The sequence below is a fragment of the Mesorhizobium sp. M2A.F.Ca.ET.046.03.2.1 genome, from assembly GCF_003952425.1.
In the GTDB taxonomy this organism is placed as follows: Bacteria; Pseudomonadota; Alphaproteobacteria; order Rhizobiales; family Rhizobiaceae; genus Mesorhizobium.
In genome coordinates this window covers 2,337,931-2,362,530 of sequence record NZ_CP034449.1, presented here as the reverse complement: position 1 = coordinate 2,362,530, position 24,600 = coordinate 2,337,931, and the positions used below count along the sequence as shown (strand labels likewise).

Annotated in this window: 22 protein-coding genes; 10 read left to right on the top strand and 12 right to left on the bottom strand. The window is 64.4% G+C overall.

The genetic code is table 11. The features are described from left to right. Positions 1-135 precede the first annotated feature (135 nt). The gene (mutS, locus tag EJ072_RS11210) at positions 136-2,874 is read left to right on the top strand and encodes a DNA mismatch repair protein MutS (protein WP_126079757.1); all 2,739 of its coding nucleotides are present in this window, start codon (positions 136-138) and stop codon (positions 2,872-2,874) included. Here the strand turns inward: mutS and EJ072_RS11205 are convergent, their stop codons facing one another. Continuing rightward, positions 2,875-3,522, bottom strand: coding sequence for an isoprenylcysteine carboxylmethyltransferase family protein (locus tag EJ072_RS11205; protein ID WP_189343292.1), 648 nt, complete (start codon positions 3,520-3,522; stop codon positions 2,875-2,877). 13 nt (positions 3,523-3,535) lie between these two features. Next, on the bottom strand, positions 3,536-4,336 hold the full coding sequence (locus EJ072_RS11200; RefSeq protein WP_245463472.1) for a DUF3313 domain-containing protein: 801 nt from the start codon (positions 4,334-4,336) through the stop codon (positions 3,536-3,538). Positions 4,337-4,616: 280 nt separating this feature from the next. On the opposite strand from EJ072_RS11200, the gene EJ072_RS11195 reads away from it, so the two are divergent. Continuing rightward, on the top strand, positions 4,617-5,207 hold the full coding sequence (locus tag EJ072_RS11195) for a TetR/AcrR family transcriptional regulator (RefSeq protein ID WP_126079754.1): 591 nt from the start codon (positions 4,617-4,619) through the stop codon (positions 5,205-5,207). 105 nt (positions 5,208-5,312) lie between these two features. Here the strand turns inward: EJ072_RS11195 and EJ072_RS11190 are convergent, their stop codons facing one another. The 4 genes from EJ072_RS11190 to EJ072_RS11175 form a co-directional block, all read right to left on the bottom strand. Then, positions 5,313-6,122 (bottom strand): MBL fold metallo-hydrolase, encoded by an 810-nt coding sequence (locus EJ072_RS11190; protein ID WP_126079753.1) that lies wholly within the window; start codon positions 6,120-6,122, stop codon positions 5,313-5,315. Positions 6,123-6,165: 43 nt separating this feature from the next. Further along, the gene (locus tag EJ072_RS11185; protein WP_126079752.1) at positions 6,166-7,011 is read right to left on the bottom strand and encodes an aldo/keto reductase; all 846 of its coding nucleotides are present in this window, start codon (positions 7,009-7,011) and stop codon (positions 6,166-6,168) included. A 90-nt stretch (positions 7,012-7,101) separates the two neighbouring features. Then, the gene (locus EJ072_RS11180) at positions 7,102-7,491 is read right to left on the bottom strand and encodes a DUF305 domain-containing protein (RefSeq protein WP_126079751.1); all 390 of its coding nucleotides are present in this window, start codon (positions 7,489-7,491) and stop codon (positions 7,102-7,104) included. A gap of 43 nt (positions 7,492-7,534) precedes the next feature. Then, the gene (locus EJ072_RS11175) at positions 7,535-10,039 is read right to left on the bottom strand and encodes a heavy metal translocating P-type ATPase (protein ID WP_126079750.1); all 2,505 of its coding nucleotides are present in this window, start codon (positions 10,037-10,039) and stop codon (positions 7,535-7,537) included. 164 nt (positions 10,040-10,203) lie between these two features. On the opposite strand from EJ072_RS11175, the gene EJ072_RS11170 reads away from it, so the two are divergent. Then, positions 10,204-13,014: a [protein-PII] uridylyltransferase gene (locus EJ072_RS11170; protein ID WP_126079749.1), complete on the top strand. Its 2,811-nt coding sequence runs from the start codon at positions 10,204-10,206 to the stop codon at positions 13,012-13,014. A gap of 40 nt (positions 13,015-13,054) precedes the next feature. After that, complete coding sequence (gene murJ, locus EJ072_RS11165; protein WP_126079748.1) at positions 13,055-14,662, top strand: murein biosynthesis integral membrane protein MurJ; 1,608 nt, start codon at positions 13,055-13,057, stop codon at positions 14,660-14,662. On the opposite strand, the gene EJ072_RS11160 is transcribed toward murJ, so the two are convergent. Both EJ072_RS11160 and EJ072_RS11155 read right to left on the bottom strand, forming a co-directional pair. Further along, positions 14,637-15,041, bottom strand: coding sequence for a type II toxin-antitoxin system VapC family toxin (locus EJ072_RS11160; RefSeq protein WP_126079747.1), 405 nt, complete (start codon positions 15,039-15,041; stop codon positions 14,637-14,639). The genes murJ and EJ072_RS11160 overlap by 26 nt on opposite strands. After that, positions 15,041-15,286, bottom strand: coding sequence for a PSK operon transcription factor (locus EJ072_RS11155; protein ID WP_042645823.1), 246 nt, complete (start codon positions 15,284-15,286; stop codon positions 15,041-15,043). Before EJ072_RS11155 ends, EJ072_RS11160 begins: the two co-directional genes overlap by 1 nt. Before the next feature lie 232 nt (positions 15,287-15,518). Here EJ072_RS11155 and trpS point away from each other — a divergent pair, with 232 nt between their 5' ends. The 3 genes from trpS (at position 15,519) to EJ072_RS11140 (ending at position 18,073) form a co-directional block, all read left to right on the top strand. Beyond that, positions 15,519-16,586 (top strand): tryptophan--tRNA ligase, encoded by a 1,068-nt coding sequence (gene trpS, locus EJ072_RS11150; protein WP_126079746.1) that lies wholly within the window; start codon positions 15,519-15,521, stop codon positions 16,584-16,586. A gap of 153 nt (positions 16,587-16,739) precedes the next feature. After that, complete coding sequence (locus EJ072_RS11145) at positions 16,740-17,231, top strand: universal stress protein (RefSeq protein WP_126079745.1); 492 nt, start codon at positions 16,740-16,742, stop codon at positions 17,229-17,231. Positions 17,232-17,503: 272 nt separating this feature from the next. Beyond that, entirely contained in the window at positions 17,504-18,073 is a 570-nt protein-coding gene (locus EJ072_RS11140) for a NifU family protein (protein WP_126079744.1), read from the top strand. 300 nt (positions 18,074-18,373) lie between these two features. On the opposite strand, the gene EJ072_RS11135 is transcribed toward EJ072_RS11140, so the two are convergent. Further along, positions 18,374-18,991: a L,D-transpeptidase gene (locus EJ072_RS11135; RefSeq protein ID WP_042645832.1), complete on the bottom strand. Its 618-nt coding sequence runs from the start codon at positions 18,989-18,991 to the stop codon at positions 18,374-18,376. A 227-nt stretch (positions 18,992-19,218) separates the two neighbouring features. Here EJ072_RS11135 and cueR point away from each other — a divergent pair, with 227 nt between their 5' ends. Next, on the top strand, positions 19,219-19,623 hold the full coding sequence (gene cueR, locus EJ072_RS11130) for a Cu(I)-responsive transcriptional regulator (RefSeq protein WP_126079743.1): 405 nt from the start codon (positions 19,219-19,221) through the stop codon (positions 19,621-19,623). Positions 19,624-19,637: 14 nt separating this feature from the next. Here cueR and EJ072_RS35925 read toward each other — a convergent pair whose 3' ends face one another. Beyond that, positions 19,638-20,177 (bottom strand): AraC family transcriptional regulator, encoded by a 540-nt coding sequence (locus EJ072_RS35925; RefSeq protein ID WP_189343291.1) that lies wholly within the window; start codon positions 20,175-20,177, stop codon positions 19,638-19,640. A 25-nt stretch (positions 20,178-20,202) separates the two neighbouring features. Between EJ072_RS35925 and EJ072_RS35920 the strand changes: the two genes are divergently transcribed. Beyond that, entirely contained in the window at positions 20,203-20,679 is a 477-nt protein-coding gene (locus tag EJ072_RS35920) for a hypothetical protein (RefSeq protein ID WP_189343290.1), read from the top strand. A 701-nt stretch (positions 20,680-21,380) separates the two neighbouring features. On the opposite strand, the gene EJ072_RS11115 is transcribed toward EJ072_RS35920, so the two are convergent. Next, on the bottom strand, positions 21,381-22,064 hold the full coding sequence (locus EJ072_RS11115; protein ID WP_348639282.1) for an antitoxin Xre/MbcA/ParS toxin-binding domain-containing protein: 684 nt from the start codon (positions 22,062-22,064) through the stop codon (positions 21,381-21,383). A 338-nt stretch (positions 22,065-22,402) separates the two neighbouring features. Then, positions 22,403-23,395 (bottom strand): adenosine kinase, encoded by a 993-nt coding sequence (locus tag EJ072_RS11110; RefSeq protein WP_126079739.1) that lies wholly within the window; start codon positions 23,393-23,395, stop codon positions 22,403-22,405. A gap of 270 nt (positions 23,396-23,665) precedes the next feature. Between EJ072_RS11110 and EJ072_RS11105 the strand changes: the two genes are divergently transcribed. Further along, positions 23,666-24,577: an EamA family transporter gene (locus EJ072_RS11105; RefSeq protein WP_126079738.1), complete on the top strand. Its 912-nt coding sequence runs from the start codon at positions 23,666-23,668 to the stop codon at positions 24,575-24,577. Positions 24,578-24,600 lie beyond the last annotated feature (23 nt).

Here is a 24,600-nt window from a genome sequence, read left to right as displayed (position 1 = left end):
CCATATGTCGGCCGACCTCGTGAGGCAACATGCCTTGCGCACCCTGTTCCTGCTGATGGCGCAACCGTCCAGTCTTCCCCTGCTTTTCGCGCCGCCGGCATTAAACCGGGCTGCCACTTCTGCTAGCGTCCCGGCATGAACATGCACATGCCGACAGACAACGACGCCCAGGAGACGACGACGCCTGCGCCCGCCACCGGGGGCGTCACGCCGATGATGGAGCAGTATATCGAGATCAAGGCGGCGAACCCTGACTCGCTTTTGTTCTACCGCATGGGCGATTTCTACGAGCTGTTCTTCGACGACGCGGAGAAGGCGAGCCAGGCCCTCGGCATCGTTTTGACCAAGCGCGGCAAGCACCAGGGCCACGACATTCCGATGTGCGGCGTACCGGTGCATGCGGCGGACGACTATCTGCAAAAGCTGATCGCGCAGGGTTTTCGCGTCGCCGTCTGCGAGCAGATCGAGGATCCGGCGGAAGCCAAGAAACGCGGCTCAAAATCGGTGGTGCGCCGGGACGTGGTGCGGCTGGTCACGCCCGGCACCATCACCGAGGACAAGCTGCTCGCGCCCTCGGAATCGAGTTTCTTGATGGCGCTCGGCCGCGTTAAGGCTGGCGGCGCCGCTGCCAGCCAGGCGAGCTTTGCGCTGGTCTGGATCGACATTTCGACCGGCGCGTTCCGCGTTGCCGAGACGAGCGCCGAGCGGCTGCTTGCCGACATCTTTCGCGTCGACCCGCGCGAATTGATCGTCGCCGAGCCGGTTTTCCACGATCCGGAGCTCAGGCCGATCTTCGATGTGCTTGGCCGGGTCGCCAATCCGCAGCCGCCGTCGTTGTTCGATTCGGCCTCGGCCACGGGCCGCATCGCGCGCTTCTTCGAGGTCGCGACGCCGGACAGTTTCGGCACCTTCTCGCGCGCCGAATTGTCGGCGATTTCGGGCGCCATCGCCTATGTCGAAAAGACGCAAAAAGCCGAACGCCCGCCGCTGTCGCGGCCCGAGCGCGAGGAGCAGGGCTCGACGCTGTTCATCGACCCGGCGACCCGCGCCAACCTGGAACTGCTGCGCACGCTCTCCGGTAGCCGCGACGGCTCGCTGTTCAAGGCGATCGACCGCACCGTGACCGGCGGCGGGGCGAGATTGCTCGCCGATCGGCTGATGGCGCCGCTGACCGACCCGGCCGCAATCGCGGCAAGGTTGGATTCGGTCTCCTTCTTCCGCTCCGAAGTGCGGCTCTGCCAGAGCCTGCGGGCGAGCCTGAAAAGCGTCGCCGACATGCCGAGGGCGCTGTCCAGGCTGGCGCTCAACCGCGGCGGGCCGCGCGATCTGGGGGCGCTGCGCGCCGGCTTCGAGGCGGCGAGAGCGATCGCCGAATTGTTCGCGGCAACCGCGCTGCCCGCCGAGCTCGCCGCGGCGCTGGCCGCGATCAAGGCCCTGCCCGAGGCGCTTGCCGGCCACCTCAGCGAAGCGCTCGACGACGAGCTGCCGTTGATCAGGCGCGACGGCGGCTTCGTGCGTACCGGCTATCACGCCGAGCTCGACGAGATGCGGGCGCTGCGCGACGAATCGCGAAAAGTGATCGCCGGGCTGGAGCGCTCGCTCATTGAGGAAACCGGCATCCGCTCGTTGAAGATCCGGCATAACAATGTGCTCGGCTATTACATCGAAGTGACGGCCAGCCACCACTCGATCATGACCGGCAGCGACGCCGCCAAGGCACGCTTCATCCACCGCCAGACCATGGCCAACGCCATGCGCTTCACCACGACGGAACTGGCGGAGCTGGAATCAAAGATCGCCAACGCCGCCGACCGGGCGCTGAGCATCGAGCTCGCCGCCTTCGACCGGCTGACAGCGGAAGTGGTGGCTGAAGCGGACAGCATCCGCGCCGGCGCCGAGGCGCTTGCCGCTCTGGACGTGTCGGCGGCGTTGGCGCTTCTTTCGGAAAGCGAGGGCTGGTGCCGGCCGGTAGTCGATGCCGGCCTCGCTTTCGAAATTGTCGGCGGGCGCCACCCGGTGGTCGAGCAGGCGCTCAGGCGTTCCGGCGAAGGGCCGTTCGTCGCCAATGATTGCGACCTCTCGCCCGAAAGCGGCGCCAGGGCCGGCGCCATCTGGCTGCTCACCGGCCCCAATATGGGCGGTAAATCGACATTCCTCAGGCAAAACGCACTGATCGCCATTCTGGCCCAGACCGGCTCCTTCGTGCCGGCGCAAAGCGCCCATTTCGGCGTCGTCGACCGCCTGTTCTCACGCGTCGGCGCCTCGGACGACCTGGCGCGCGGCCGCTCGACCTTCATGGTCGAGATGGTCGAGACGGCGGCGATCCTCAATCAGGCGGGCGAGCGGGCGCTGGTGATCCTGGACGAGATCGGCCGCGGCACCGCCACCTTCGACGGATTGTCGATCGCCTGGGCGGCGGTTGAATACCTGCACGAAAAGAACCGCTGCCGGGCGATTTTCGCCACGCATTTCCACGAGATGACGGCGCTGGCCGGCAAGCTCCCCCGGCTCCACAACGTCACCATGCGGGTCAAGGAATGGGAAGGCGACGTCGTCTTCCTGCACGAGGTCGGCAAAGGCGCGGCCGATCGCTCCTACGGCGTGCAGGTGGCGCGGTTGGCCGGCCTGCCGGAGGCGGTCGTCGCCCGGGCCAGGGAAGTCCTGCATCAGCTGGAAGAGGGCGAGGTTTCGGGCAAGACAAACCGGCTGGTCGACGATTTGCCGCTGTTTTCGGTGGCGGTGAAGCGCGAAGCGCCGAAGCCGGTCAAGAGCGATGCGCTGGGCGAAGCGCTGGGCGCAATCAATCCCGACGAGATGACGCCGCGCGAGGCGCTGGAGGCGCTCTACCGGCTGAAGGGGCTGGCGAGCCGGTAATCAAAACAATCGGAACATCGGCGTCACCAGCCCTGCCGACTGGAGCCAGCCGAACAATTCGACCGCGAGTATCGCCGCAAGGAAGTAGGAGCCGTCGATGGCGGTCCGCTTCAGCGCCACCGAGTCGAACGTGACGAGAGACGAGCCCAGGACGTCGACGGCATCGCGCCGCAGACGGGGAAAGAAGGCAGGCACGCTTCCACGATAGCGCCGATAGGCCTCGCCAAACATGGCATCCAGCGCGACCACTTCGCGCGTCGCGACATAGGAAAAGACCAGGCAGGTGAAGACAAAGAGAAACGCCGAAAGGATCAGCGAGCCGAATGTCAGCCCGACGCCGGCCAGTCTAAGGGCCGAGAATAAATAGAGCGGGTTGCGCGTATAGGCATAGGGGCCGGTCGTGACGAGCTCTCGGTTCTTGCGTCCGCCAACATACAGGGACGCCCAGCAGCGGCCGCCGATGCAGATGAGGATCAGCACGGTACCTGCAAATTCCAGCATTTCGCGAAAGGTACTGCCTTGCGGCCAGCCACTTTCCGCAAGCAGGGCCGGCGCCAGGGCAACGGGAGCAACCAGCCAAAGGAAACGGATCCTTCTGCCCTGTTGAAAAACCGTCGCGGAAAGCGGCATCGGTGACTTCTTCTGCATTTGCGTCATCGCCTCAATCATTGCGCACCGCGGCTCCCTTGTCGGTCCAGGCCGGCGGCAGCCCCATCCGATCGCCGACGAAGCCGACCAGTCCAGGCGGTTTGCCGAATGTCTTGCAGGCAGGGTATTTCGGCTCCCTGCCGACCATGGCGCGCATCTCCGCCCTGGTTGGCAGCGACGGCAGCGTGCCGAAGGGCGTCTTGCCGGTGACCAGGAGCTTGCTGAAATCGTGGCCGAACTTCGCCGCCAGCTCGTAGGCGTCGCCCTCGCGGGCGACCCGACCCGAATCCAGCAGCGCGTTCGCGCCGCGTCCCCAGATCATGGCCGCCGCCTGCTTGCCGTTGACGCCAACCGCTTCGGCTTCAAGCGACAGGCTGCCCAATCCGATCGGCAGGCGCGGAACCGGAATGTGCATTTCGGGAAGCGCGACGGAAACCGCCGTGGACGCAACTTTCGAAACGCCGACCGCCAGCGCATTCGTCGGCGTCGCATGCGTTACCATGGAGTGGACCGTCAGGTCGGCCGGCTCGGTCAGGGCGACCACTTGAAAGCGCTGGCTGAGGCCTGAGCAGAGGGTCCTGTCGACGGCATTCGTGATCAGGCCGCGCTGCGCCGGCGTCAATGTCGATTTTCCGGCGGCGGGCGGTGAAAAGCCTGTCGGAATGATCCGAACGGTTCTTGCCGCGAGCACGTCGTCCTTGCTCACCCGCATCAGCGAGCGGGCCAACCAACCGTCCGACGGTTTCAGCTCGTCATAGGATTGCAGCGAGCCTACCTGATCCAGCGGCGCGGACGCGCAGCCGACCGCGAGCATGCTCAAGACCAGCACAAACGGCCATATTATGCTGTGGTCGGCGCGGCATACCTGCCGATCGGCCAGGCCGCGACCGATGTGAGCCTCGCGACGTGAACGCAAGCAAGCTGCCATGGATGCCTCTGCATGGATGGGCCCGGCGGGGCGTGTTGGGGAGCGTCAATAATTGCACTCAGTGCAATAAATTGATGGCTCCATTATGGCGAGGTGCAATGACGGGACTTGAACATGCGCCAAATTTCCTGTCGCATCCGGCGAGCGGTCATGGCAGGAGCGCTCCATGAACGATGCGCCAAAACCAGAAGGCCTGCGCGAGCGGAAACGGCGGGAAACATCCCGCCGCATCGCCGACGCCGGCCTGAAGGCTTTCCTGGCCAATGGCTATGACGCGACCACGCTCGACGAGATAGCCGCCGCCGCCGGCATCTCGCGCCGGACGTTCTTCCACTATTTCAAAAGCAAGGACGAGGTGCTGTTTGCATCCCTGGGCAACCACGCGAGCGTGGTCAAAGCATCGATCCTTGCGGAGCCACCCACGGGAACGGCGATCGACATCGCCCGCGATGCATTGCTCAATATCATCGGCAGCTTCCAGGGGGCGCAAATGATGGCGACGGCAAAGATCATGCGGGAGAGCAAGACGCTGCGCTCGCGCAGGCACACGGGCTACCTGCAGCTTGAGCAAGCCATTTTCGAAGGGTTGTGCGAGTTACGGCCGGACCAGGCCCGCGACAGTCTGCGACTGGTCGCCTTGGTGACGGTCGTCGCGTTGCGCCTAGCGGTGGAGACATGGCAGCAGCAACACGCCAGGCATCCGCTGGAAGGATATGTCCGGGATGCCTTTGAAAGGCTGAAAACCGAGATTCGATAAATCCAGCCGCTCGAGGGACCGCAAAAGAACACAAGCGGTGTTGACTCATTGTACCGATCGGCGATTGCGGATGCGACTTGAGCAAGCGGCCAGGATGTGGCGTTCCTACAGAGGTTCGAAGCGAAAGCCTGTTTCGCCTCGCGAAATCCGGCCGACGCCCGGTGAATCGAGATGCGCTCCGGCGACGCACCAGGCATTGTCGGCGGCAAGCGCCAAAATGCGCAGCCGGGTCTCGCGCGCCTGGTCCTGATCGGCGTCGAATTCCCATGTGATGTCCGGTCGCTCGAACTGAAGCGACGGCACATGCACGATGTCGCCCCAGACCAGCAACGTCTCGCCGCCGCTCGTGACACGAAAGCCGGTATGGCCGATTTCATGGCCGGGAGCGGCGACGGCCTCGATATTCGCGCTCAGGCGCTGTCCTGGATCCAAAGGCAGCGCTCGATCATGGAAGGGGCTCAACCTCGCTACCGACCGGAACATGTCGAGCTCTGCTCGAGGGACAAACAGGCGGGAGAGCCGCGGGAAACCGTCGCGACCATCGGCAAGGACAAGCCCGTGGATGTGGTCGAGATGGGTGTGGGTGAAGGCAATTGTGCGTATGCGATCGACGGCGATCGTCGCCTCGCCCAGCGCCTGCGGCAGAAAGCCCATCGTCGGGTGCCAGGCGTTCGAGGAGCCCGTATCGATCAGCGTGATGTCTTCGCCGTCGTCGATGGCAAAGGCATTGACCGACAATCTGAGCGCGCCGTCGAAGAGCGGCACCTGCGGGGGGAGATCGTCGCCGAAGGGCTCGCCTCCCGGCTTATGCAGCCGCCGGACCGGCATGTCGACATAACCGTCGCGGAGCGAGGTGACGGTCAAGTCGCCGATTTTATAGGCCGTGTGATGCGGTCCGGCGGAAATTCGTTCCAATGCCTGCTCCCGGCTCACTTGCAAATCCGGATCGAAGTTGTGGCTATATCATCTCCAGGCCGCGCCTGCGCGTCGGCGGCGGGAAGACGCGGTCGAGTTCAGCGAAATCCTCAGGCGTCAGCTTGATGTCGAGCGCGGCGGCGTTCTGGCGGACATGCTCCTGGCGGCCGGCCTTTGGAATGGCGATGACGCCGGGCTGCGCCATCACCCAGGCGAGCGCGATCTGGGCGGCGGTGGCGTTGTGGCGCGAAGCTACGGCTTCGAGCCGAGCATTCCGGGCGAGCGCACCCTGCTCCACCGGCGAATAGGCCATCAGCGGGATGCCGCGCTTCAGGCTCCAAGGTGCCAAGTCGAATTCCGTCCCGCGCCGCGAGAGATTGTAGAGGATCTGATTGGTCTGGACGTTGCTGCCCGAGGGAAGACCGACCAGTTCCTCCATCTCGTCGGTGTCGAAATTGCTGACGCCCCAGTGGCGGATCTTGCCTTCCCTCTTCAAGGTTTCGAAGGCCTCGACGGTTTCGGATAGCGGCACGCTGCCTGGCCAATGCAGCAGATAGAGATCGATCCGGTCGGTGGAAAGCCGCTTCAGGCTGTTCTCGCAGGCTCGCTTCACGCCGGCACGCGACGCATTGGTCGGCAGCACCTTGGAAACCAGAAAAGTCTCGTCGCGGCGCCCGGCGATCGCCTCCGCCACCACCTCCTCGGCGCCGCCGCTGGCATACATTTCGGCGGTGTCGATGAGGGTGATGCCGAGGTCGAGCCCGAGCTTCAGCGCCGCCACCTCATCGGCGCGGCGGCGGCGGTCCTCGCCCATCTTCCAGGTGCCCTGGCCCAGCACCGGAACGGCCTCACCGGACGGCAGCTTGAGGGTCCTGATTGTTGACGGCATGGGCTTCCTCCGCGTGGGCCAGATGGCAGCATAGCCAAAACCGGAAATCCAGACCAAAGCCGTCTGGCCGCCTAGATTTCCCGGTAGCGGCTACTTCGCCGGGTGCTTGGCAAGCCAGTCTTTCATTTCCTTGATCTCGGCTTCCTGCGCCTTGACCACGCCTTCGGCGAGCTTGCGGATTTCCGGATCCTTGCCGTTGGCGATCACCACCTTGGCCATGTCGATGGCGCCCTGATGATGCGGGATCATGTCGCGGACGAAATCGACATCGGCATTGCCGGTGTATTTGATCGCCATGTCCTTGTGCATCTTCTTCATCGCCGCCTCATAGCCCGCCGTTGCCGGGCTCTGGGCGCCCATCGCCATCTTGGACATGTCGTGCTTCATCTCCTCCGACGAGGCCGGCACGCTTTCGAGGAAGACGGCAAGCAGCATTCCCGCCGCCATCAACAGCAGCACGATTTTCTTGGCCAGGGTCATTCAAGGTCTCCTTGTGGTTGAGGTTCGTATCTGGGAGCTTCGTTCAGAGTTTCAACGTCCTCAGCCGCAAAGCATTGGTAATGACCGACACCGACGACAGGCTCATCGCCGCCGCCGCTATCATCGGCGACAGAAGCGTGCCGGTGAGCGGATAGAGCACGCCGGCCGCGACCGGCACTCCAAGCACGTTGTAGAGGAAGGCGAAAAACAGATTCTGGCGGATGTTGCGGATCGTCGCCTGGGCCAGCGTGCGCGCCCTGACGATGCCGTTAAGGTCGCCCTTGACCAGCGTGATGCCGGCGCTTTCGACCGCGACATCGGCGCCGGTGCCCATGGCGATGCCGACATCTGCGCCGGCCAGCGCCGGCGCATCGTTGACGCCGTCTCCGGCCATGGCCACGCCAGCGCCGCTCGCGCGCAGCTGCTCGACCAGCGCGCCCTTCTCATCCGGCAGCAGGCCGGCGCGGACCTCGTCGATGCCAAGCTTGCCGGCGATCGCTTTTGCCGTGCGCTCGTTGTCGCCGGTTGCCATGATGATCCTCAGACCCCTGTCGTGCAGGGCCTTGATCGCCTCGGCCGTCGTTGCCTTGACGGGATCGGCCACGGCGACGATGCCGGCGAATGCCCCGTCGACGGCCACGAACATGGCCGTCTTGCCTTCGGCCTGCATCGCCTCGGCATTGGCCGCCGGCGTATCGACGCCGAGGTCCGCCATCATCGCCGCATTGCCGAGCGCGACCTTCCTGCCCGTAACCGTGCCCGAGACGCCCTTGCCGGTGACGGCTTCGAACTCGACGGCTTCGGCCAGCTTCAAACCGCGCGCGGCGGCGCCCTCGACAATCGCCTCGGCCAGAGGATGTTCCGAGCCCTTTTCGAGCGCGGCGGCGAGGCCCAACAATTCGTTCTCATCGATGCCCTCGGCCGCGACGACATCGGTAAGCCGCGGCTTGCCTTCGGTCAGCGTGCCGGTCTTGTCGACGATCAGCGTGTCGACCGAGGCGAAACGCTCCAGCGCCGCCGCTTCCTTGATCAGCACGCCGGCATGCGCGCCGCGTCCCGTCGCCGTCATGATCGACATCGGCGTCGCCAGACCGAGCGCGCAGGGACAGGCGATGATCAGCACCGACACAGCCGAGACGATGGCGAAGATCAGGCTGGGCTCTGGGCCGAGGAGTGCCCAGGCGACGAAGGCGATGATGGCGACCAGCACCACGGCCGGCACGAAATAGAAGGACACGCGGTCGGCTAGCCCCTGGATCGGGGCGCGCGAGCGCTGCGCCTTGGCGACCATCTCGACGATGCGCGACAGCGTGGTCTCGGCGCCGACCTTGTCGGCGCGCATGACCAGCGAGCCGTTCTTGTTCAGCGTGCCGCCGGTAAGCGCGGAGCCTTCCGTCTTTTCGACCGGCAGCGGCTCGCCCGTGATCATCGATTCATCGATCGCCGAGCGGCCTTCCAGCACGGTGCCGTCGACCGGAACGGCGTCGCCCGGACGAATGCGCAGCTGGTCGCCGGTCTGCACGCTGTCGAGCGGCACATCCTTCTCGGAACCGCCGGCGCCGATCAGACGCGCCGTCTTCGGGGCAAGGTCGAGGAGCGCGCGAATGGCCGAGCCGGTGCGCTCGCGGGCCCTGAGTTCCAGCACCTGGCCGAGGAAGACAAGCGCGACGATGACGGCAGCGGCTTCGAAATAGACCGGCACGGCGCCGTCATGGCCGCGGAACTGATGCGGGAAGATGTCCGGAAAAAGGGCGGCGACCACACTGTAGAGATAGGCGGCACCCACGCCCAGCGAAATCAGCGTCCACATATTGGGGCTGCGGTTGACAACCGATTCCCAGCCGCGGTGGAAGAACGGAAACGCCGCCCAAAGCACCACCGGGCTCGCCAGCGCCAGCTCTGCCCATGTCTTCGTCCGGCCGTCGATGAGACTTTCGAAGCTGAGGCCCAGCATCGGCGCCATGGCGAAGATCAGGAGAGGAGCGGAAAGCGCCGCGCTGACCCAGAACCGGCGCGTGAAATCGACCAGCTCGGGATTTGGGCCTTCATCGCCGGTCGGCACGCCCATCGGCTCCAGCGCCATGCCGCAGATCGGGCAGGAGCCGGGCTTGTCGCGGATGATTTCAGGGTGCATCGGGCAGGTGTACTGCGTGCCCTTCGGCATCGGCTGCGGCTCGGGCCGGCCGGCGAGGTATTTTGCCGGCTCCGCCTCGAACTTGCCTTGGCAAGCGGCGGAGCAGAAATAGAAGCCCTTGCCATCATGACGCACAAAGTGCCTGGCGCTGGCGCGGTCGACGCTCATGCCGCAGACAGGATCGGTGGCCGTCAGGTAGCTCTCCGGCTCGGCTAGGAATTTCGTGCGGCAGCGCTCGCTGCAGAAATGAAAGGTTCGTCCGCCGTGCTCGGCCGTCGGCTTGCCGGCCGCCGGATCGACCGTCATGCCGCAGACAGGATCGCGAATCACAGCTTCGGCCGCTGACGCTGCACCTTTCGCGGAGCAGCAGGATGCGCCATGCGAGTGATGATGGTTGTGGTCGGAATGGGTCATCAGCAATGCCTCGGAATTCTTGAATTGAGGCGGAGGTAGTCCTTCCAGCTACTGGAAGGTCAAGCGCCAGTTTCGACTTTCGGAAATTCTGGTCGTTTGCCCTTGCTCTGCATCAATCGCGCGTCATCGGAAACGCGGACGCCAGCCCCATACCAGCCAGCGCGATGAGCGCAAAGGCAAAGATCTCCCTGAAACTCAACGAAATCATCGATGGCGACGCCTTGCGCCGCGACTTGACCGCGCTGACGTCGGCAAGCGCCGGCGACGGTTCGGGACCGGCGGTTCGCACCGCCGTGCTCCAATTGCTCAAAGCCAGGCTGGCGGAGGGGCGCAAGATCGCCGAGGCCATGCTCAAGGAGGATGGCGGCGGCAATGCCTGCGCCGAGCGGCTCTCGCATCTGATGGATGAGCTGATCCGGGCGCTCTATGATTTCGCCGCCACCCATGTCTACCGGGTCAAGAACCGTTCGGTGGCCGAGCGCATGGCGGTCGTGGCGGTCGGCGGCTACGGCCGCGGCACGCTGGCGCCGGGCTCCGACATCGACCTCCTGTTCCTGCTGCCCTACAAGCAGACGCCATGGGGCGAGCAGATCGTGGAGTATATGCTCTACATGCTGTGGGACATGGGGCTGAAGGTCGGCCACGCCACCCGCAACATCGAGGACTGCCTGCGGCTGTCGCGCAGCGACATCACCATCCGCACCTCGATCCTCGAGGCGCGTTTCCTGTGGGGCGAACAGAAGCTCTATGAAGAGCTGCTCACCCGCTTCGATCACGAGGTGGTGCGCACGACCGGGCCGGAATATGTGCAGGCCAAGCTTGCCGAGCGCGACGAGCGCCACGCCAAGGCCGGCGAAAGCCGCTATCTGGTCGAGCCCAATGTCAAGGACGGCAAGGGCGGGTTGCGCGACCTGCAGACACTGTTCTGGATCGGCAAATATTTCTATCGCGTGCGCACCGGCGAGGAGCTGGTCGAGAAGGGCGTCTTCACCCAAGCCGAATATCGCGAGTTCCAGAAGGCCGAGGATTTCCTCTGGGCGGTGCGTTGCCACATGCATTTCCTCACCGGCAAGGCGGAGGAGCGGCTGCATTTCGACATCCAGCGCGAGATCGCCGAACGTCTGGGCTACACGACGCATCCCGGCCTGTCGGCGGTCGAGCGCTTCATGAAGCATTATTTCCTCGTCGCCAAGGATGTCGGCGACCTCACCCGCATCTTCTGCGCGGCGCTCGAGGAAGAGCAGGCCAAGCACGTGCCTGGCTTCAACCGCATCTTCCTCACCTTCCAGCGGCGCAAGCGCAAGCTTGCCGGCACGTCCGACTTCATCGTCGACAACCACCGCATCAACATCGCCGACGATGGCGTGTTCGAACGCGACCCGGTCAACCTGCTGAGGTTGTTCTGGTTCGCCGACAAGCATGGGCTGGAGTTCCATCCCGACGCGCTGAAGCTGCTCACCCGCTCGCTCGGCCTGGTCAACAAGTCGCTCCGGCGCGACGAGGAGGCCAACCGGCTGTTCCTCGACATATTGACCTCGGACCGCAACGCCGAGCTCAATCTCAGGCGCATGAACGAGGCCGGGCTGCTCGGCAGGCTGATCCCCGACTTCGGCAAGATCGTCGCGATGATGCAGTTCTCGATGTACCACCACTACACGGTGGACGAGCACCTGATCCGCTGCATCGGCGTGCTGGCCGAGATCGAGCGCGGCGATGGCGAGAAGATTCACCCGCTGGCGCATTCGCTGATGCCGGGGCTGAAGAAGAGCCGCGAAGCGCTTTATGTCGCGGTGCTGCTGCACGACATCGCCAAGGGCAGGCCGGAAGACCATTCGGAGGCCGGCGCCCGCATCGCCCGACGCATCTGCCCGCATATGGGGCTGTCGCCGGCCGATACCGAGACCGTCGCCTGGCTGGTCGAAAACCACCTTGTGATGTCGATGACGGCGCAGACGCGCGACCTCAACGACCGCAAGACGATCGAGGATTTCGCTTCGATCGTGCAGTCGGTGGAGCGGCTGAAGCTGCTTTTGATCCTCACCGTCTGCGACATACGCGGCGTCGGGCCGGGCGTGTGGAACGGCTGGAAGGGCCAGTTGCTCCGCACGCTCTATTACGAGACCGAGCTGCTGCTGACCGGCGGCTTCTCGGAAGTGTCGCGGGCGCAACGCACCGCCGCCGCGCGCGAACGGTTGGCCGAGGCGCTCTCGGCCTGGCCGGCCAAGGAGCGCAAGCGCTATGTCGCGCAGCACTATGAGAACTACCTGCTGACGGTCGACCTCAACGACCAGCTGCGCCACGCCGACTTCATCCGTGAGGCGGATGCGGCGGGCAAGAAGCTCGCGACCATGGTCAAGACGCATGAATTCGAGGCGGTGACCGAGATCACCGTGCTGGCGCCGGACCATCCGCGCCTGCTTTCGATCATCGCCGGGGCGTGTGCCGGGGCCGGCGGCAACATCGTCGACGCGCAGATCTTCACCACTTCCGACGGGCGGGCGCTGGACACCATCCTGATCTCGAGGGAGTTCGACCTCGACGAGGACGAGCGCCGCCGCGCCGAGCGCGTCGGCCGGCTGATCGAGGACGTGCTGTCCGGCAAGAGCTGGCTGCCGGAGATGATCGAGAAGCGCACCAAGCCGAAGCGTGGCGCCAAGGTTTTCAGGATTCCGCCGCGCGCCGAGATCCGCAACACGCTGTCGAACCGTTTCTCGGTGATCGAGGTCGAGGGGCTGGACAGGCCGGGCCTGCTGTCCGAGATCACCGGCACGCTCTCCGACCTTTCGCTCGACATCGCCTCGGCGCATATCACCACCTTCGGCGAGAAGGTCATCGACACATTCTACGTCACCGACCTGACCGGACAGAAGATCGACAGCCCGACACGCACCGCTACCATCCACAAGCGGCTGATCGATACGCTGGAAGGCAATTCGTCGGAACGCAACGGCAAGGCCAAGGCGGCGGCCGAGTGACCATCCATTTGACGCAATTTCCCTGGCAGTCCTTCCCGGCATGAGCCTCGTCAAGAAATTCGCCACCGTCGCTTCCGGCACGCTGATGAGCCGAGCGCTGGGTTTCGGCCGCGAGATGCTGATGGCGGCGGCGCTCGGCACCGGGCCGGTCGCCGACGCCTTCAACGCCGCCTTCCAGTTCCCCAACACTTTCCGCCGACTGTTCGCCGAAGGCGCCTTCAACGCCGCTTTCGTGCCGCTCTTCGCCAAGGAGATCGAGCAGCATGGCAATGAGGGCGCCAAGCGCCTTTCGGAGGAAGTGTTCGGCGTGCTGTTCTCGGCGCTGCTGGCGCTGACGATCGCCATGGGACTGGCGATGCCGCTGATCGTGCGCTACCTGGTGGCGCCGGGCTTTGCCGATATCCCGGGCAAGTTCGAGACGACCGTCACGCTCGCCACGATCATGTTCCCCTATCTGATCTGCATGTCGCTCGGCGCCATGATGGCCGGCATGCTGAACTCGCTGCGCCGCTATTTCGCGGCGGCGATCGCGCCCGCCTTCCTCAACATCATCCTGATCGCCGTGCTGGGTTACGCCTGGTATCACGGGCTGGATGCGCATGGTGTCGGCTTCGGCCTGTCCTGGGGCGTGCTGGCGGCGGGCATCGTGCAGCTCGCCATCGTCTGGATCGCGGTGCGCCATGCCGGCATCTCGATCGGCTTTCGCCGTCCGAAGATGACGCCCAACGTCAAGCGGCTGCTGATCCTGGCGCTGCCGGCGGCGATCACCGGCGGCATCACCCAGATCAACCAGCTGATCGGCACGGCGATCGCCTCGGCGCAGAATAGCGCGGTCTCGTCGCTCGCCTATGCCGACCGCATCTATCAATTGCCGCTCGGAGTCGTCGGCGTGGCGGTGGCCATCGTGCTGTTGCCGGAACTGTCGCGGGCGCTGAAATCGGGCAACCTCGTCGAGGCCGCGAACCTGCAGAACCGCTCGGTCGAGTTCACCCTGTTCATGACATTGCCGGCCGCCGCGGCGCTTTGGGTGATGTCGGAACCGATCGTGCGGCTGGTCTATGAGCGCGGCGCTTTCGCCGCCAACCATTCGACGCCGATCGTCGCCTCGATCCTGGCGATCTTCGGCCTCGGCCTGCCCGCCTTCGTGCTGATCAAGGCTTTCACGCCGGGCTATTTCGCGCGCGAGGACACGCGCACGCCGATGATCTTTGCGGCCATTTCGGTCGGCGTGAACGTCGCCACGGCGCTCACCCTATTCCCGTCCATGGGGGCGCCGGGCATAGCGGTGGCCTCGGCCGTCGCGGGCTGGGTCAACGCGCTGATGCTGCTCGCCATGCTGATCCGGCGCGGTCATTGGGGCCGCGACATCCCGCTCTTGAAGCGCATTCCAAGGCTGGTGCTGTCGGCGGTGATCATGGCGACCGCGCTTTACTTCGCCGAGCACTACTTCGCCGCAAGGCTAGGGCCCGGCTCGCCCCTGGTGGTGAAGGCGACGATGCTGTTCGCGCTGGTCGGCGGGGGTGCGGCGCTCTATTTCATCGCCGCCTTCGGCACCGGCGGCGCCGATTTCGGCATGATCCGCAGGAACGTGAAGCGGGGCGAAGCAAAATCTGCGCCGCCAGTCACGAAACAGTCTCCAGATCAGTGAGCCTGAATTCGTCGGCGGTGGAAAGCATCGGAACTGCGTAGTAGCGGGCGCAAGCGTAGTGAAAACAATCCGCCATGTTCAGGCGCATGGCGTTGCTGCGAAACCGCGACGCGGCCTCGATAGATAGCGACGCTGCCTCGGGTGCGGGCGGAAGCTCGCGCAACGCAATTGCCCGCTCTTCCAGAAAGCGGCCCACAATCTCCGCACTTCTGACGACCGGTATGGCTAACTTTTCCGGTCGCGCTAGCGCCATCGCCGCCTCCCACACGGCGATGGCGGAAGTGAACGGTGCCGACGCTTCCGTGACCGCTCGCGCGCAGCGCTCGGCTTCGACCTCGTTGCTTAGCATCGCGACGATGGCTGCAGCGTCGACAAACATCAGTCGTCGCCAGACAATTCATCGTAGACCGAACGAGGCAGCGGCTTGCGCGCCTGCTCGCTCAACTCAATTCCAAATTCGGCCCTGAGCCGAGCAGCCGTCTCCAACGGCGTCTCACGATTGCGGCGACGCTCCAAGGCTTCGCGCATGGCGATCACGATGGCCTCGGTGATGCCGACACCCTCGATCCTCGCCAAGGTGCGAGTCAGGCTGTCCGCTTCCTTATTGTTGATATTGATTGTCATCGCTATCCTACATTTCTCTATGTAGCTAACACAATGTAGCAAACTATGCGAGATACATCAATGGCGGACCCCGGAACGGGAGATACGGGAGCCAGATCAAATCCCAAGATAGGAAGATTGTAGGCGCTAAGCCGGCAGCCTCTTGATCCCGCTGTCCCCTTCGGCCATAAGCGCGCCCGTCGAAAGACTTTCGCGGCGCGCGAAACGGCCCTCCACAAGCCATGAGGAACTCATGTCCCCCTTCAAGCCACTCGTCTTTTCGGGCGTCCAGCCGACCGGCAATCTGCATCTCGGCAACTATCTCGGTGCCATCAAGAAATTCGTCGCCCTTCAGGAACAGTCCGACTGCATCTATTGCGTCGTCGACCTGCATTCGCTGACGGCGCAGCTCGTCCATCAGGACCTCGGCGACCAGACCCGCTCGATCACCGCTGCGTTCCTGGCCTCCGGCATCGACCCGAAGAAGCACATCGTCTTCAACCAGTCGCGGGTCATGCAACACGCCGAGCTTGCCTGGATCTTCAACTGCGTGGCGCGCATAGGCTGGATGTACCGGATGACGCAGTTCAAGGACAAGGCCGGCAAGGACCGCGAGAATGCCTCTCTCGGCTTGCTCGCCTATCCCAGCCTGATGGCCGCCGACATCCTGCTCTACCGCGCCACCCATGTGCCGGTGGGCGAGGACCAGAAGCAGCATCTGGAGCTCACTCGCGACATCGCGCAGAAGTTCAACAACGACTTCTCCGAGAAGATCGCGGCGCTCGGCGTCGGCGTCGAGATGCAGGTCGGCGAGGAGACCGTGAACGGCTATTTCCCGATCACCGAACCGGTGATCGGCGGTCCGGCGGCGCGCATCATGAGCCTGCGCGACGGTTCGAAGAAGATGTCGAAGTCAGACCCGTCGGACCTGTCGCGCATTAACCTGACCGACGATGCCGACACCATCTCGAAGAAGATCCGCAAGGCCAAGACCGACCCCGAAGCCTTGCCGAGCGAGGTCGACGGGCTGGAAAGCCGGCCCGAAGCGGAGAACCTCGTCGGCATCTATGCCGGCCTGGCCGAGATCTCGAAGGAAGACGTGCTGAAAGAATATGGTGGCCAGCAGTTTTCCGTGTTCAAGCCGGCGCTGGCCGACCTTGCGGTCGAGAAGCTGGCGCCGATCGCTTCGGAGATGCGCCGCATCCAGGGCGACCGCGCCTATGTCGACGCCGTGCTCAAGGACGGCGGCGACCGGGCCCGCGCCATCGCCGAAGGCACGATGAAGACGGTTCGCGACATTATCGGCCTGCTGCAGGACTGACCGACAAGTAGTTGTTTCGACGCAATTCCGGACGGAAAACCGCTTCACACTTTTCCTGGAATTGCTCCAGGACCATCGCCACGCCGGCCGGCGGCTTGCCGCCGGTTCGCGGCGGTGGCAGATTGCGGCCGAATTGATACCGAGCAGATAGACATGGTTTCCAAACGCCTCAGCCGCGAAGCCGGCCATCGCCGCAAATTCCTGGCGATCATCGACGACACGCCCGAATGCGAGCGTGCGGTCGCCTACGCCTCGAAGCGGGCGCAGCACACCAACGGCGTGCTGGTGCTGCTCTATGTCATCGAGCCTGACGACTTCCAGCACTGGCTGGGCGTGGAAAAGATCATGCGCGAGGAAGCAAACGCGACGGCGCGCGGAGCCCTCGACGGCCACGCCAACACGGTACGCCAGAGCGTCGGCATCGAGCCGGAACTGGTGGTGCGCGAGGGCAAGCCAACCGACGAGATCCACAAGCTGATCGAGGACGACCAGGACATTGCCATTCTGGTGCTGGCCGCCGGCGCCGGCAAGGAAGGCCCGGGACCGCTGGTCAGCGCGGTTGCCGGCCGGGGAGCGGCGTTCCCAATTCCTGTCACGGTGGTGCCGCAGAATCTGTCGGATGAGGAGATCGACAGCCTCGCCTGAGATGTGCTGATATTCAGGTGAGGCCGGTCTGCTAACGGCGGTTTTCTGCGCTTCCGGTGCTCACGTACTTGAATTACGCTCCGCTCCGGTTCTCGAAAACCACCGTTCTCGACTCGGCCTAACCTGAATCTCAACACATCTCAAGTGGATGAGGGACGAAAACATTCCGCCAGCCAGCCGTTCAGGGCGACGCGTTTCGCTTGAATGTCCAGCCGATAGAGCCTATTTAGAACTATTCCAAACTATCGGCCCAGAAGGGCCTGGAGATACCCATGTTCATCCAGACCGAATCGACGCCGAACCCGGCGACGCTGAAATTCCTGCCGGGCAAGGAAGTGCTGCGCGAAGGCACAGCCGATTTCCGCAACGCCGAAGCCGCGGCGGAGGCCTCGCCACTGGCCGGCCGTCTGTTCGAGATCCCGGGCGTTACCGGCGTTTTCTTCGGCTATGATTTCATCACTGTGACCAAGGACGGCCCGGACTGGCAGCATCTGAAGCCGGCCATCCTCGGCGCCATCATGGAACACTTCATGTCCGGCGCGCCGGTCTTGGCCTCGGCCGCTCCGGCGAGCGAAGCCGGCGAGACCGCCGAGTTCTACGACAAGGCCGACGAGGAGCTGGTGCTGACCATCAAGGAACTGCTCGACACGCGCGTGCGCCCGGCGGTTGCCCAGGACGGCGGCGACATCACCTTCCGCGGCTTCGAGAACGGCACCGTGTTCCTGCACATGAAGGGCGCCTGCGCCGGCTGTCCGTCCTCGACGGCGACGCTGAAGCACGGCATCCAGAACCTGCTTCGCCACTTCGTGCCGGAGGTCCAGCAGGTCGAGCAGGTCGCCTGACGCCCATTGATAGTTCTACCCTGCTGACCATCTGCTTCGGTTTTCTGCGCTTCCGGTGCTCACGTACTTAAACGTACGCTCCGCTCCGGTTCTCGAAAACCAAACCATGTGGATTCAGCAGGACGAACTCTCAAAAGGGCGTCGAGCCGCACCACCCAAAAAACAAAAAACCGGGCCCCAACAGCCCGGCTTTCTGTTTTCAGGACGTCTTGTTGTTGCCTAGACGGTCCGCCTGCGAAACTCTTTAGTTGACCATGATCTTTCCCGAAAACCGGCTTCCACTTTTCGGGATCATGGTCCTTACATCACGATGACCTTGGCGCCGACCGACGTGCGGTCGTAGAGGTCGATAATGTCCTGGTTCATCAGCCGGATGCAGCCCGACGACATCGCTTTGCCGATCGAGAACCATTCCGGGCTGCCATGCAGGCGGTAACCCATGTCGCCGCCCTTGTTGAAGAGGTACATGGCGCGCGCGCCGAGCGGGTTCTTCAGGCCCGGTTCCATGCCGCCGGCGAACTTGGCGAGCTCAGGCTGGCGCTTGATCATCTGCGAAGGCGGCGTCCAGGTCGGCCATTCGCGCTTCAGCGCGATGTGGGCGGTGCCGTGCCACTCGAAACCCTCGCGGCCGACGCCGATGCCGTAACGCATCGCCATGCCGTCGCCCTCGATGAAGTAGAGGAACTTGTTCTGGGTATCGACAATGATGGTGCCCGGCTTTTCCGAAGTGTCATAGCGCACTTCCTGGCGGTGGTACCTGGCGGGGACCTTCTCGATCGGGATGCGCGGCAGCTGATAGCCGGCATCGGTCATCGCGCCATAGTTGTTGGTGAACAACTGCCCGCCGATGGTGCTGCAGCCGCTGACCGCGGTCGACAGCGCAAGGGCGGCGAGGATTGCAAACGACTTCAAGCGCATGAAAAGGTCCGACGCCCTGTCTCTGTATCAGCGGCACGAGTCGGCCGCTTTCTTGCCATCATTCATGCTGGCATTTCTTTTGCTTGCCAAGCGCGCACTGCCTATATGCAAGGCCTTACCTGACGGTAGATGCCGAACTGCGGCATTTCCGCAACAGGCCTCACAGGATTGTGAAACAAAATCAATGAGGCGGCTTCAAGGGCCGCCAGGGACTCGAGGAGAGCGCCATGAATGTCGGAGACGCCGCCGAACGTTCCGGCCTGCCGGCCAAGACGATCCGCTACTATGAGGAGATCGGCCTGATCCGTCCGGCGCGGGCCGACAATGGCTATCGCGATTATTCCGGCGAGGATATCCACCGGCTCGCCTTCCTGCGCCGCGCGCGCAATCTCGGCTTCTCAATCGACGATTGCAGGCAGCTTATGGCGCTCTATCAGGACCGCGACCGCGCCAGCCACGACGTGCGCGAGATCGCCGCCGCTCATGTCAGGGCGATCGAGGAAAAGGTGCGCGAATTGCAGTCGATGCGCTCGACGCTGCAAAAGCTGATCCACGCCTGCCACGGCGACGACCGGCCGGACTGCCCGATCCTGGACGACATGGCGGGCGCGGCGGATCAGGTACCCGCCTGACGGGACAGCCAGCGCTATCCCCCGCGATATTGCGTGGGCGAGGCGCCGAACCGGCCCTGGAACCGCCGGTTGAAATAGGACACATCGTTGAACCCGGCGGCTAAAGCGATGTCGCTGACCTTGGCGGCGTCGTTGCGTACATCCGACAGCATGGCGCATGCCTTTTGCAGCCGCAGTTCCAGGACGCGCTCGGCAAAGGTGCGCCCGCTTTCGAGCAAAAGCGTATTGAGATAGCGGCGCGAAAGCCCGACCGCGCGAGCCACCGTCTCCGTCGACAGCGCCGGGTCGGCGAAACGCGCCTCGATCACCGCCAGAGCCTCGCGCAGCCGCGCCGCGCGCAGCCCGCGGCCGATGGCGATTTCCGCGGCATCCCCCCTGGCCCCCAGCGCCAGCACGATCAGATCGGCCAGCGCCGTTCCGGCCTGGTGCGACAGGCCCGGCTCTCCGTCCAGCTCCTCGGATTGCAGCAGGAAGTCGATCGTGCGCTCCAGATGGCGCACGGCGGGACTTGCCGGGTCGAGCCGCGTCACCGGGCGGTCGTCGGCATGCGGCACCTGCCTCAGCAACGAGGCGCGGGGGATGGAGGCCAGGACCCATGACGTGACGCCGTCCGTGAAACTGCGGCAAGGCTGGGGCGACGTTGTAGGCGATGCCGTTGCCGCGCTGCAGCGACAGATCGCAATCGGCGACGGACCAGACCTGCGGCCTGGGGCTGCGGTAGAACCCCACGAAAATATCGTCGCGGTCGTTCGCGACATGCCGGCGTGTGCGCACATAGTACTCGGTCGTGGTCTCGAACAGGCCGACGCGAAGGTCGCCGAGGAAGCGGATTTTCGTCGCCGTCGCGAAACGCTTGTCCTCGGCATGCCTGATCTCGGCATCGCCGAGCTGCTCCATCCACATGTCGCGCCAGAGGCGAAAGCGATCCTTGTCGCTCAGATGCGCTGGCAGGCTGTCGGACGAAAAATCGATCTTCTGCATTGGCGGAAAACTGTTTCATCGGCCGCAGCCTATCACAGCCTTCGTGTTTCGGGAGCGGCCAAAGAGGCGGTGTAAGCCCCACCGTCCAATCTCGGAGCCTGCCAGTCCAATCGACGATCATTTGAGCCGCCGTTCGTTGCGCCGGCGCAACATTTCCGGTCGATCTCGCGGCGGGCCTGCCCGTCCAACGCTGGAGCCCGTACGTCCAAGACAATCGCCGCCAAATCGACGATGGCTGCAGGGACAAGATAAACATCGAGGACTTTCGCATGAGACTTTTGGGCGCGGTCGGTATCGTGATCGCAAGCATGCTGCCGCCGATGCGACGGCGGCCGACATGAACGCCGCGGGGCAAGAGCCGGCCCGGGACTGGAGCGGGTTTTATCTTTCGGCCGGCGGCGGGGTCGGATGGTGGAGCGCCAACCAGTACACCGATTTCGGAGGCTTCCCCGCCCCTGGTCCCTCCGAGCCACCAAGGGGAGCGGCGGCTTTGGCACCATTGGCGGCGGCTACGACTGGCAATTCGCCCCCAATTGGGTGGCCGGCGCCTTTGCCGACGTTCAGTTCGGCGACATTCGAGGCTCGATCCGCGCCCCCTTCGAGCAATATTCCGGCACCACGAACGACAGGCTCAACCTTGCCGCGGGGTTTCGTTTGGGCGCGATGGCGACACCGGACGTGCTGATCTACGCCAATGGCGGTTACAGCCACGCCGAGTTCACGGGGTCCGGTCTCGACCCGACGCCGCTCGTCCCGTTGAGCGTTGCCGGGCAACATTATGACGGCTGGTTCGTGGGCGGCGGCGTCGAAAACACGCTCGATTTCACGGTGCGCGCGGCGCGGACCACGTCCGCGACCATGTCTTCCCTCAACATCTCTATAGGGACGCGGCCATTAAGCTCGGGCGCGGGGCGGGTCAGCCAGAACCAGGCAAGCCTCGGATTGGCGATCGCCGACAGCACGTCGCTTATGCCCAGGACCGGCCTGCCGTCGACGAACTGGGCCAGTGGGAAGACATGTTTGCGGCCGCCCTTGCGCAGCGCGACGACCTCGCCGCGCCTTTGCCAGCGATGCAGCGTCGAGCGCGGGATCCGGAGCTTCTCTTCCAAATAGGTCGAGCCGGCGACTTCGCCTGCCCAATCCTCAAGCAGCATCGATTGAAGACCGGCCGCGCGTTCCGCGATATTCTGAAGCCGTCCCGCCCCCGGCGGCGCGCGCCCGGAAGCCTGATCGGATACCATCGGATTTCCGCTTGCAATTCTGTCGGGCACCGTCCGGAAGAACGCGGAGATGAGCGCGGTCCAATCGGCCTTCAAGGAATCGATTGCATGGCGCTGCGCCGGCGGCAGGAAGGGCAGGGCGGCCGCCACGCTGCCGGCGAGCACACTGGCTGAAACCAGGGCCTGTGCGTCCAGCAGGACACCATGCTGCATCAATGTCTGCTGCACGGCTTCGGTCACTAGGCCAGCCAACGTCTCTTGCGAAATCCCCTCGGGCAGGGTCTGAAGTCTGGTCATGCGTTCGTCTTGTGGCCCGCGCTCCTCCCCAGGCGCCGGCGGCTGCTGAAATTCTATCGCGGAAAGCACAGATTGCGGCGGCAATGGACGCCGCGGCCCGGCAGGTTGCTGGCTTGCATCTTCACACCCCTAGTCTGGCGTGCCGAAATGTCAGTCGCGGAACGCTCTATCTTTGCGTGTAGGAGCGCTCTGTGACAGGGGCGCGACAGACAGGCCGGTTCCGAGCCTGTCCGCGATGACGCAACGGTACGGCGTTCTTATGCAATTTGCCTCGCCGGTGTTTAGAGCAGCCCCGCCTGCTCTGCCTCGCGGCGGAGATTCTGGCGCGGGCGCGGGCCGATCTGCTGGATCACCAAGCCGGCGGCCAGCGAGCCGAGGTCGCCGCAATCCTTGAGGCTGCGTCCGGTCGTGTAGCCATAAAGGAAGCCGGCGGCATAGAGGTCGCCGGCGCCGGTCGTATCGACCAGTTCCTTGATCTTCGTCGCCTCGATGGTGACGGTCTCGTCGCCCCGCACGATCACCGAGCCTTTCTCGGAACGGGTGACGGCAGCTATCTTGCAGTCCTTGCGGATGGCGTCGAGCGCCTCCTCGAAGGAAGCGGTCTGGTAGAGCGACTTGATCTCGTGGCTGTTGGCAAAGACGATGTCCACGGTACCCGAGCGCATCAACTCGAGGAACTCGTCGCGGTAGCGGTCGACGCAAAAGGAATCCGACAGCGTCATCGACACTTCGCGGCCCGCGGCATGCGCCAGCTTCGCCGTCTGGCGGATGGCCTCCTTGGCGCGCGGCGGATCCCACAGATAGCCCTCGAAATAGGTCACCCTGGCGCCGGACGCCTTGTCGGCCTCGACATCCTCGGGCCCAAGCTCGACGCAGGCGCCGAGATAGGTGTTCATCGAACGCTCGCCGTCCGGCGTGACGAAGATCATTGAGCGTGCGGTCGGCGGCTCGCCCGCGAGCGGCCTGGTGTCGAAGGCCACGCCCTGGGCGTGGATGTCGTGCGTGTAGATTTCGCCCAGCGCGTCGTTCGACACCTTGCCGAAGAAGGCGGCCCGTCCGCCGAGGCTGGCGACACCGGCCGCCGTGTTGCCGGCGCTGCCGCCTGAAGCCTCGATCGCCGGCCCCATGCGGCTGTAGAGCAGTTCGGCGCGCCTGGCGTCGATAAGGTTCATCGCGCCCTTGATGATGCCGTTGGTCTCGAGAAAAGCCTCGTCGCATTGCGCGATGATGTCGACAATGGCATTGCCGATGCAAAGCACGTCATATTCCGGCATCAAAATCTCCGCCAAGAACCCACCCGGCTATCTGGCATGCCGGCCGGGCGCGGGTCTAGCGAGTTGCCGCTGCTTTGCCTACCCCGAAAATCGCCATCGCCTTCCATGACGCCGAACTCGCCGCCGATTGTTCACCGGCTGCGGCAGCGTTCGCATCGAACTGGCTCATATCGGCCGCCGCCCTCGCCGCTATGGTTTCACAGCGATCGAAACATTTCCGCGCCGCTATCGGCTAGAAGCGGATTGTTTCCGCAGACGGAAGGCGCAGAAATGTCCGAAAAGACCGAAATGCCCACCGACCTCGCGCTGCTCGGCGCTCTGGCGGTGCTGTGGGGCGCTTCCTACACCTTCATCAAGATCGGCGTCGAGACGATCCCGCCTGTCACCTTCATCGCCGCTCGGACCATGATCGCCGGGGCCATTCTGCTCAGCGTCATCCGCTGGCGCGGCCTTGCCATGCCTGCCGACGCGGCAATGTGGCGCCGGTTCGCTTTCCAGGCCTGCCTCAACAGCGTCGTGCCCTTCACCCTGATCGCCGCCGCCGAACGATCGGTGGATGCCGGTCTTGCCACCATCCTCAACGCGACATCGCCTATCTTCACCTTCCTGCTGACGGCCTTGATCACGCGCCATGAGCCCGTCACGGCGCGCAAGCTCGTCGGCGTCGGGGCTGGCATCGTCGGCATCTGCCTCATCATCGGCACCGAGGCGCTTGGCGGGCTTGGCCGTCAAATGTGGGCGCAGCTTGCGATCGTCATCGCGACGGTCTCCTATGCCGGCGCGGCGATCTTCGGCCGCGGCTTCAAGGGCTTCGATCCGATGATACCCGCCGCGGGTTCGATGCTTTGCGGCGCGGTGATGCTTGTGCCGCTCAGCCTGATCGTCGACCGGCCATGGACGCTTGCGCCGTCGGCGGCTTCGATCCTGGCCCTGCTCGGCCTGTCGGTCTTCTCGACGGCGCTGGCCTTCGTCATCTATTTTCGCCTGATCCATACGCTGGGCTCGGTCGGCACCACCTCGCAGGCCTATCTGCGCGTGCCGATCGGCGTCGGCATCGGCGCCGTCTTCCTGGGCGAAAGCCTGGGGCCGGCCGCCTGGGTCGGCATGGGTTTTGTCGTCGCCGGCGTTGCGGCAATGACCATTCCGGCCGGCCGGGCGGGAGCGATCCCGGGAAAAGCGTGAACGGTCGGGCGACGATCTCGCCT

Coding starts and splice junctions, on each gene's coding strand:
- EJ072_RS11170 (WP_126079749.1), top strand. CDS start 10,204: ATGAGCGCAAAGGCAAAGATCTCCCTGAAACTCAACGAAATCATCGAT.
- EJ072_RS11195 (WP_126079754.1), top strand. CDS start 4,617: ATGAACGATGCGCCAAAACCAGAAGGCCTGCGCGAGCGGAAACGGCGG.
- EJ072_RS11175 (WP_126079750.1), bottom strand. CDS start 10,039: ATGACCCATTCCGACCACAACCATCATCACTCGCATGGCGCATCCTGC.
- EJ072_RS11205 (WP_189343292.1), bottom strand. CDS start 3,522: ATGCAGAAGAAGTCACCGATGCCGCTTTCCGCGACGGTTTTTCAACAG.
- EJ072_RS11105 (WP_126079738.1), top strand. CDS start 23,666: ATGTCCGAAAAGACCGAAATGCCCACCGACCTCGCGCTGCTCGGCGCT.
- EJ072_RS11155 (WP_042645823.1), bottom strand. CDS start 15,286: ATGACAATCAATATCAACAATAAGGAAGCGGACAGCCTGACTCGCACC.
- EJ072_RS11200 (WP_245463472.1), bottom strand. CDS start 4,336: ATGCTCGCGGTCGGCTGCGCGTCCGCGCCGCTGGATCAGGTAGGCTCG.
- EJ072_RS11160 (WP_126079747.1), bottom strand. CDS start 15,041: ATGTTTGTCGACGCTGCAGCCATCGTCGCGATGCTAAGCAACGAGGTC.
- mutS (WP_126079757.1), top strand. CDS start 136: ATGAACATGCACATGCCGACAGACAACGACGCCCAGGAGACGACGACG.
- EJ072_RS11110 (WP_126079739.1), bottom strand. CDS start 23,395: ATGCCGGAATATGACGTGCTTTGCATCGGCAATGCCATTGTCGACATC.
- EJ072_RS11185 (WP_126079752.1), bottom strand. CDS start 7,011: ATGCCGTCAACAATCAGGACCCTCAAGCTGCCGTCCGGTGAGGCCGTT.
- trpS (WP_126079746.1), top strand. CDS start 15,519: ATGTCCCCCTTCAAGCCACTCGTCTTTTCGGGCGTCCAGCCGACCGGC.
- EJ072_RS11145 (WP_126079745.1), top strand. CDS start 16,740: ATGGTTTCCAAACGCCTCAGCCGCGAAGCCGGCCATCGCCGCAAATTC.
- cueR (WP_126079743.1), top strand. CDS start 19,219: ATGAATGTCGGAGACGCCGCCGAACGTTCCGGCCTGCCGGCCAAGACG.
- EJ072_RS11180 (WP_126079751.1), bottom strand. CDS start 7,491: ATGACCCTGGCCAAGAAAATCGTGCTGCTGTTGATGGCGGCGGGAATG.
- EJ072_RS11140 (WP_126079744.1), top strand. CDS start 17,504: ATGTTCATCCAGACCGAATCGACGCCGAACCCGGCGACGCTGAAATTC.
- EJ072_RS11135 (WP_042645832.1), bottom strand. CDS start 18,991: ATGCGCTTGAAGTCGTTTGCAATCCTCGCCGCCCTTGCGCTGTCGACC.
- murJ (WP_126079748.1), top strand. CDS start 13,055: ATGAGCCTCGTCAAGAAATTCGCCACCGTCGCTTCCGGCACGCTGATG.
- EJ072_RS35920 (WP_189343290.1), top strand. CDS start 20,203: ATGGAGGCCAGGACCCATGACGTGACGCCGTCCGTGAAACTGCGGCAA.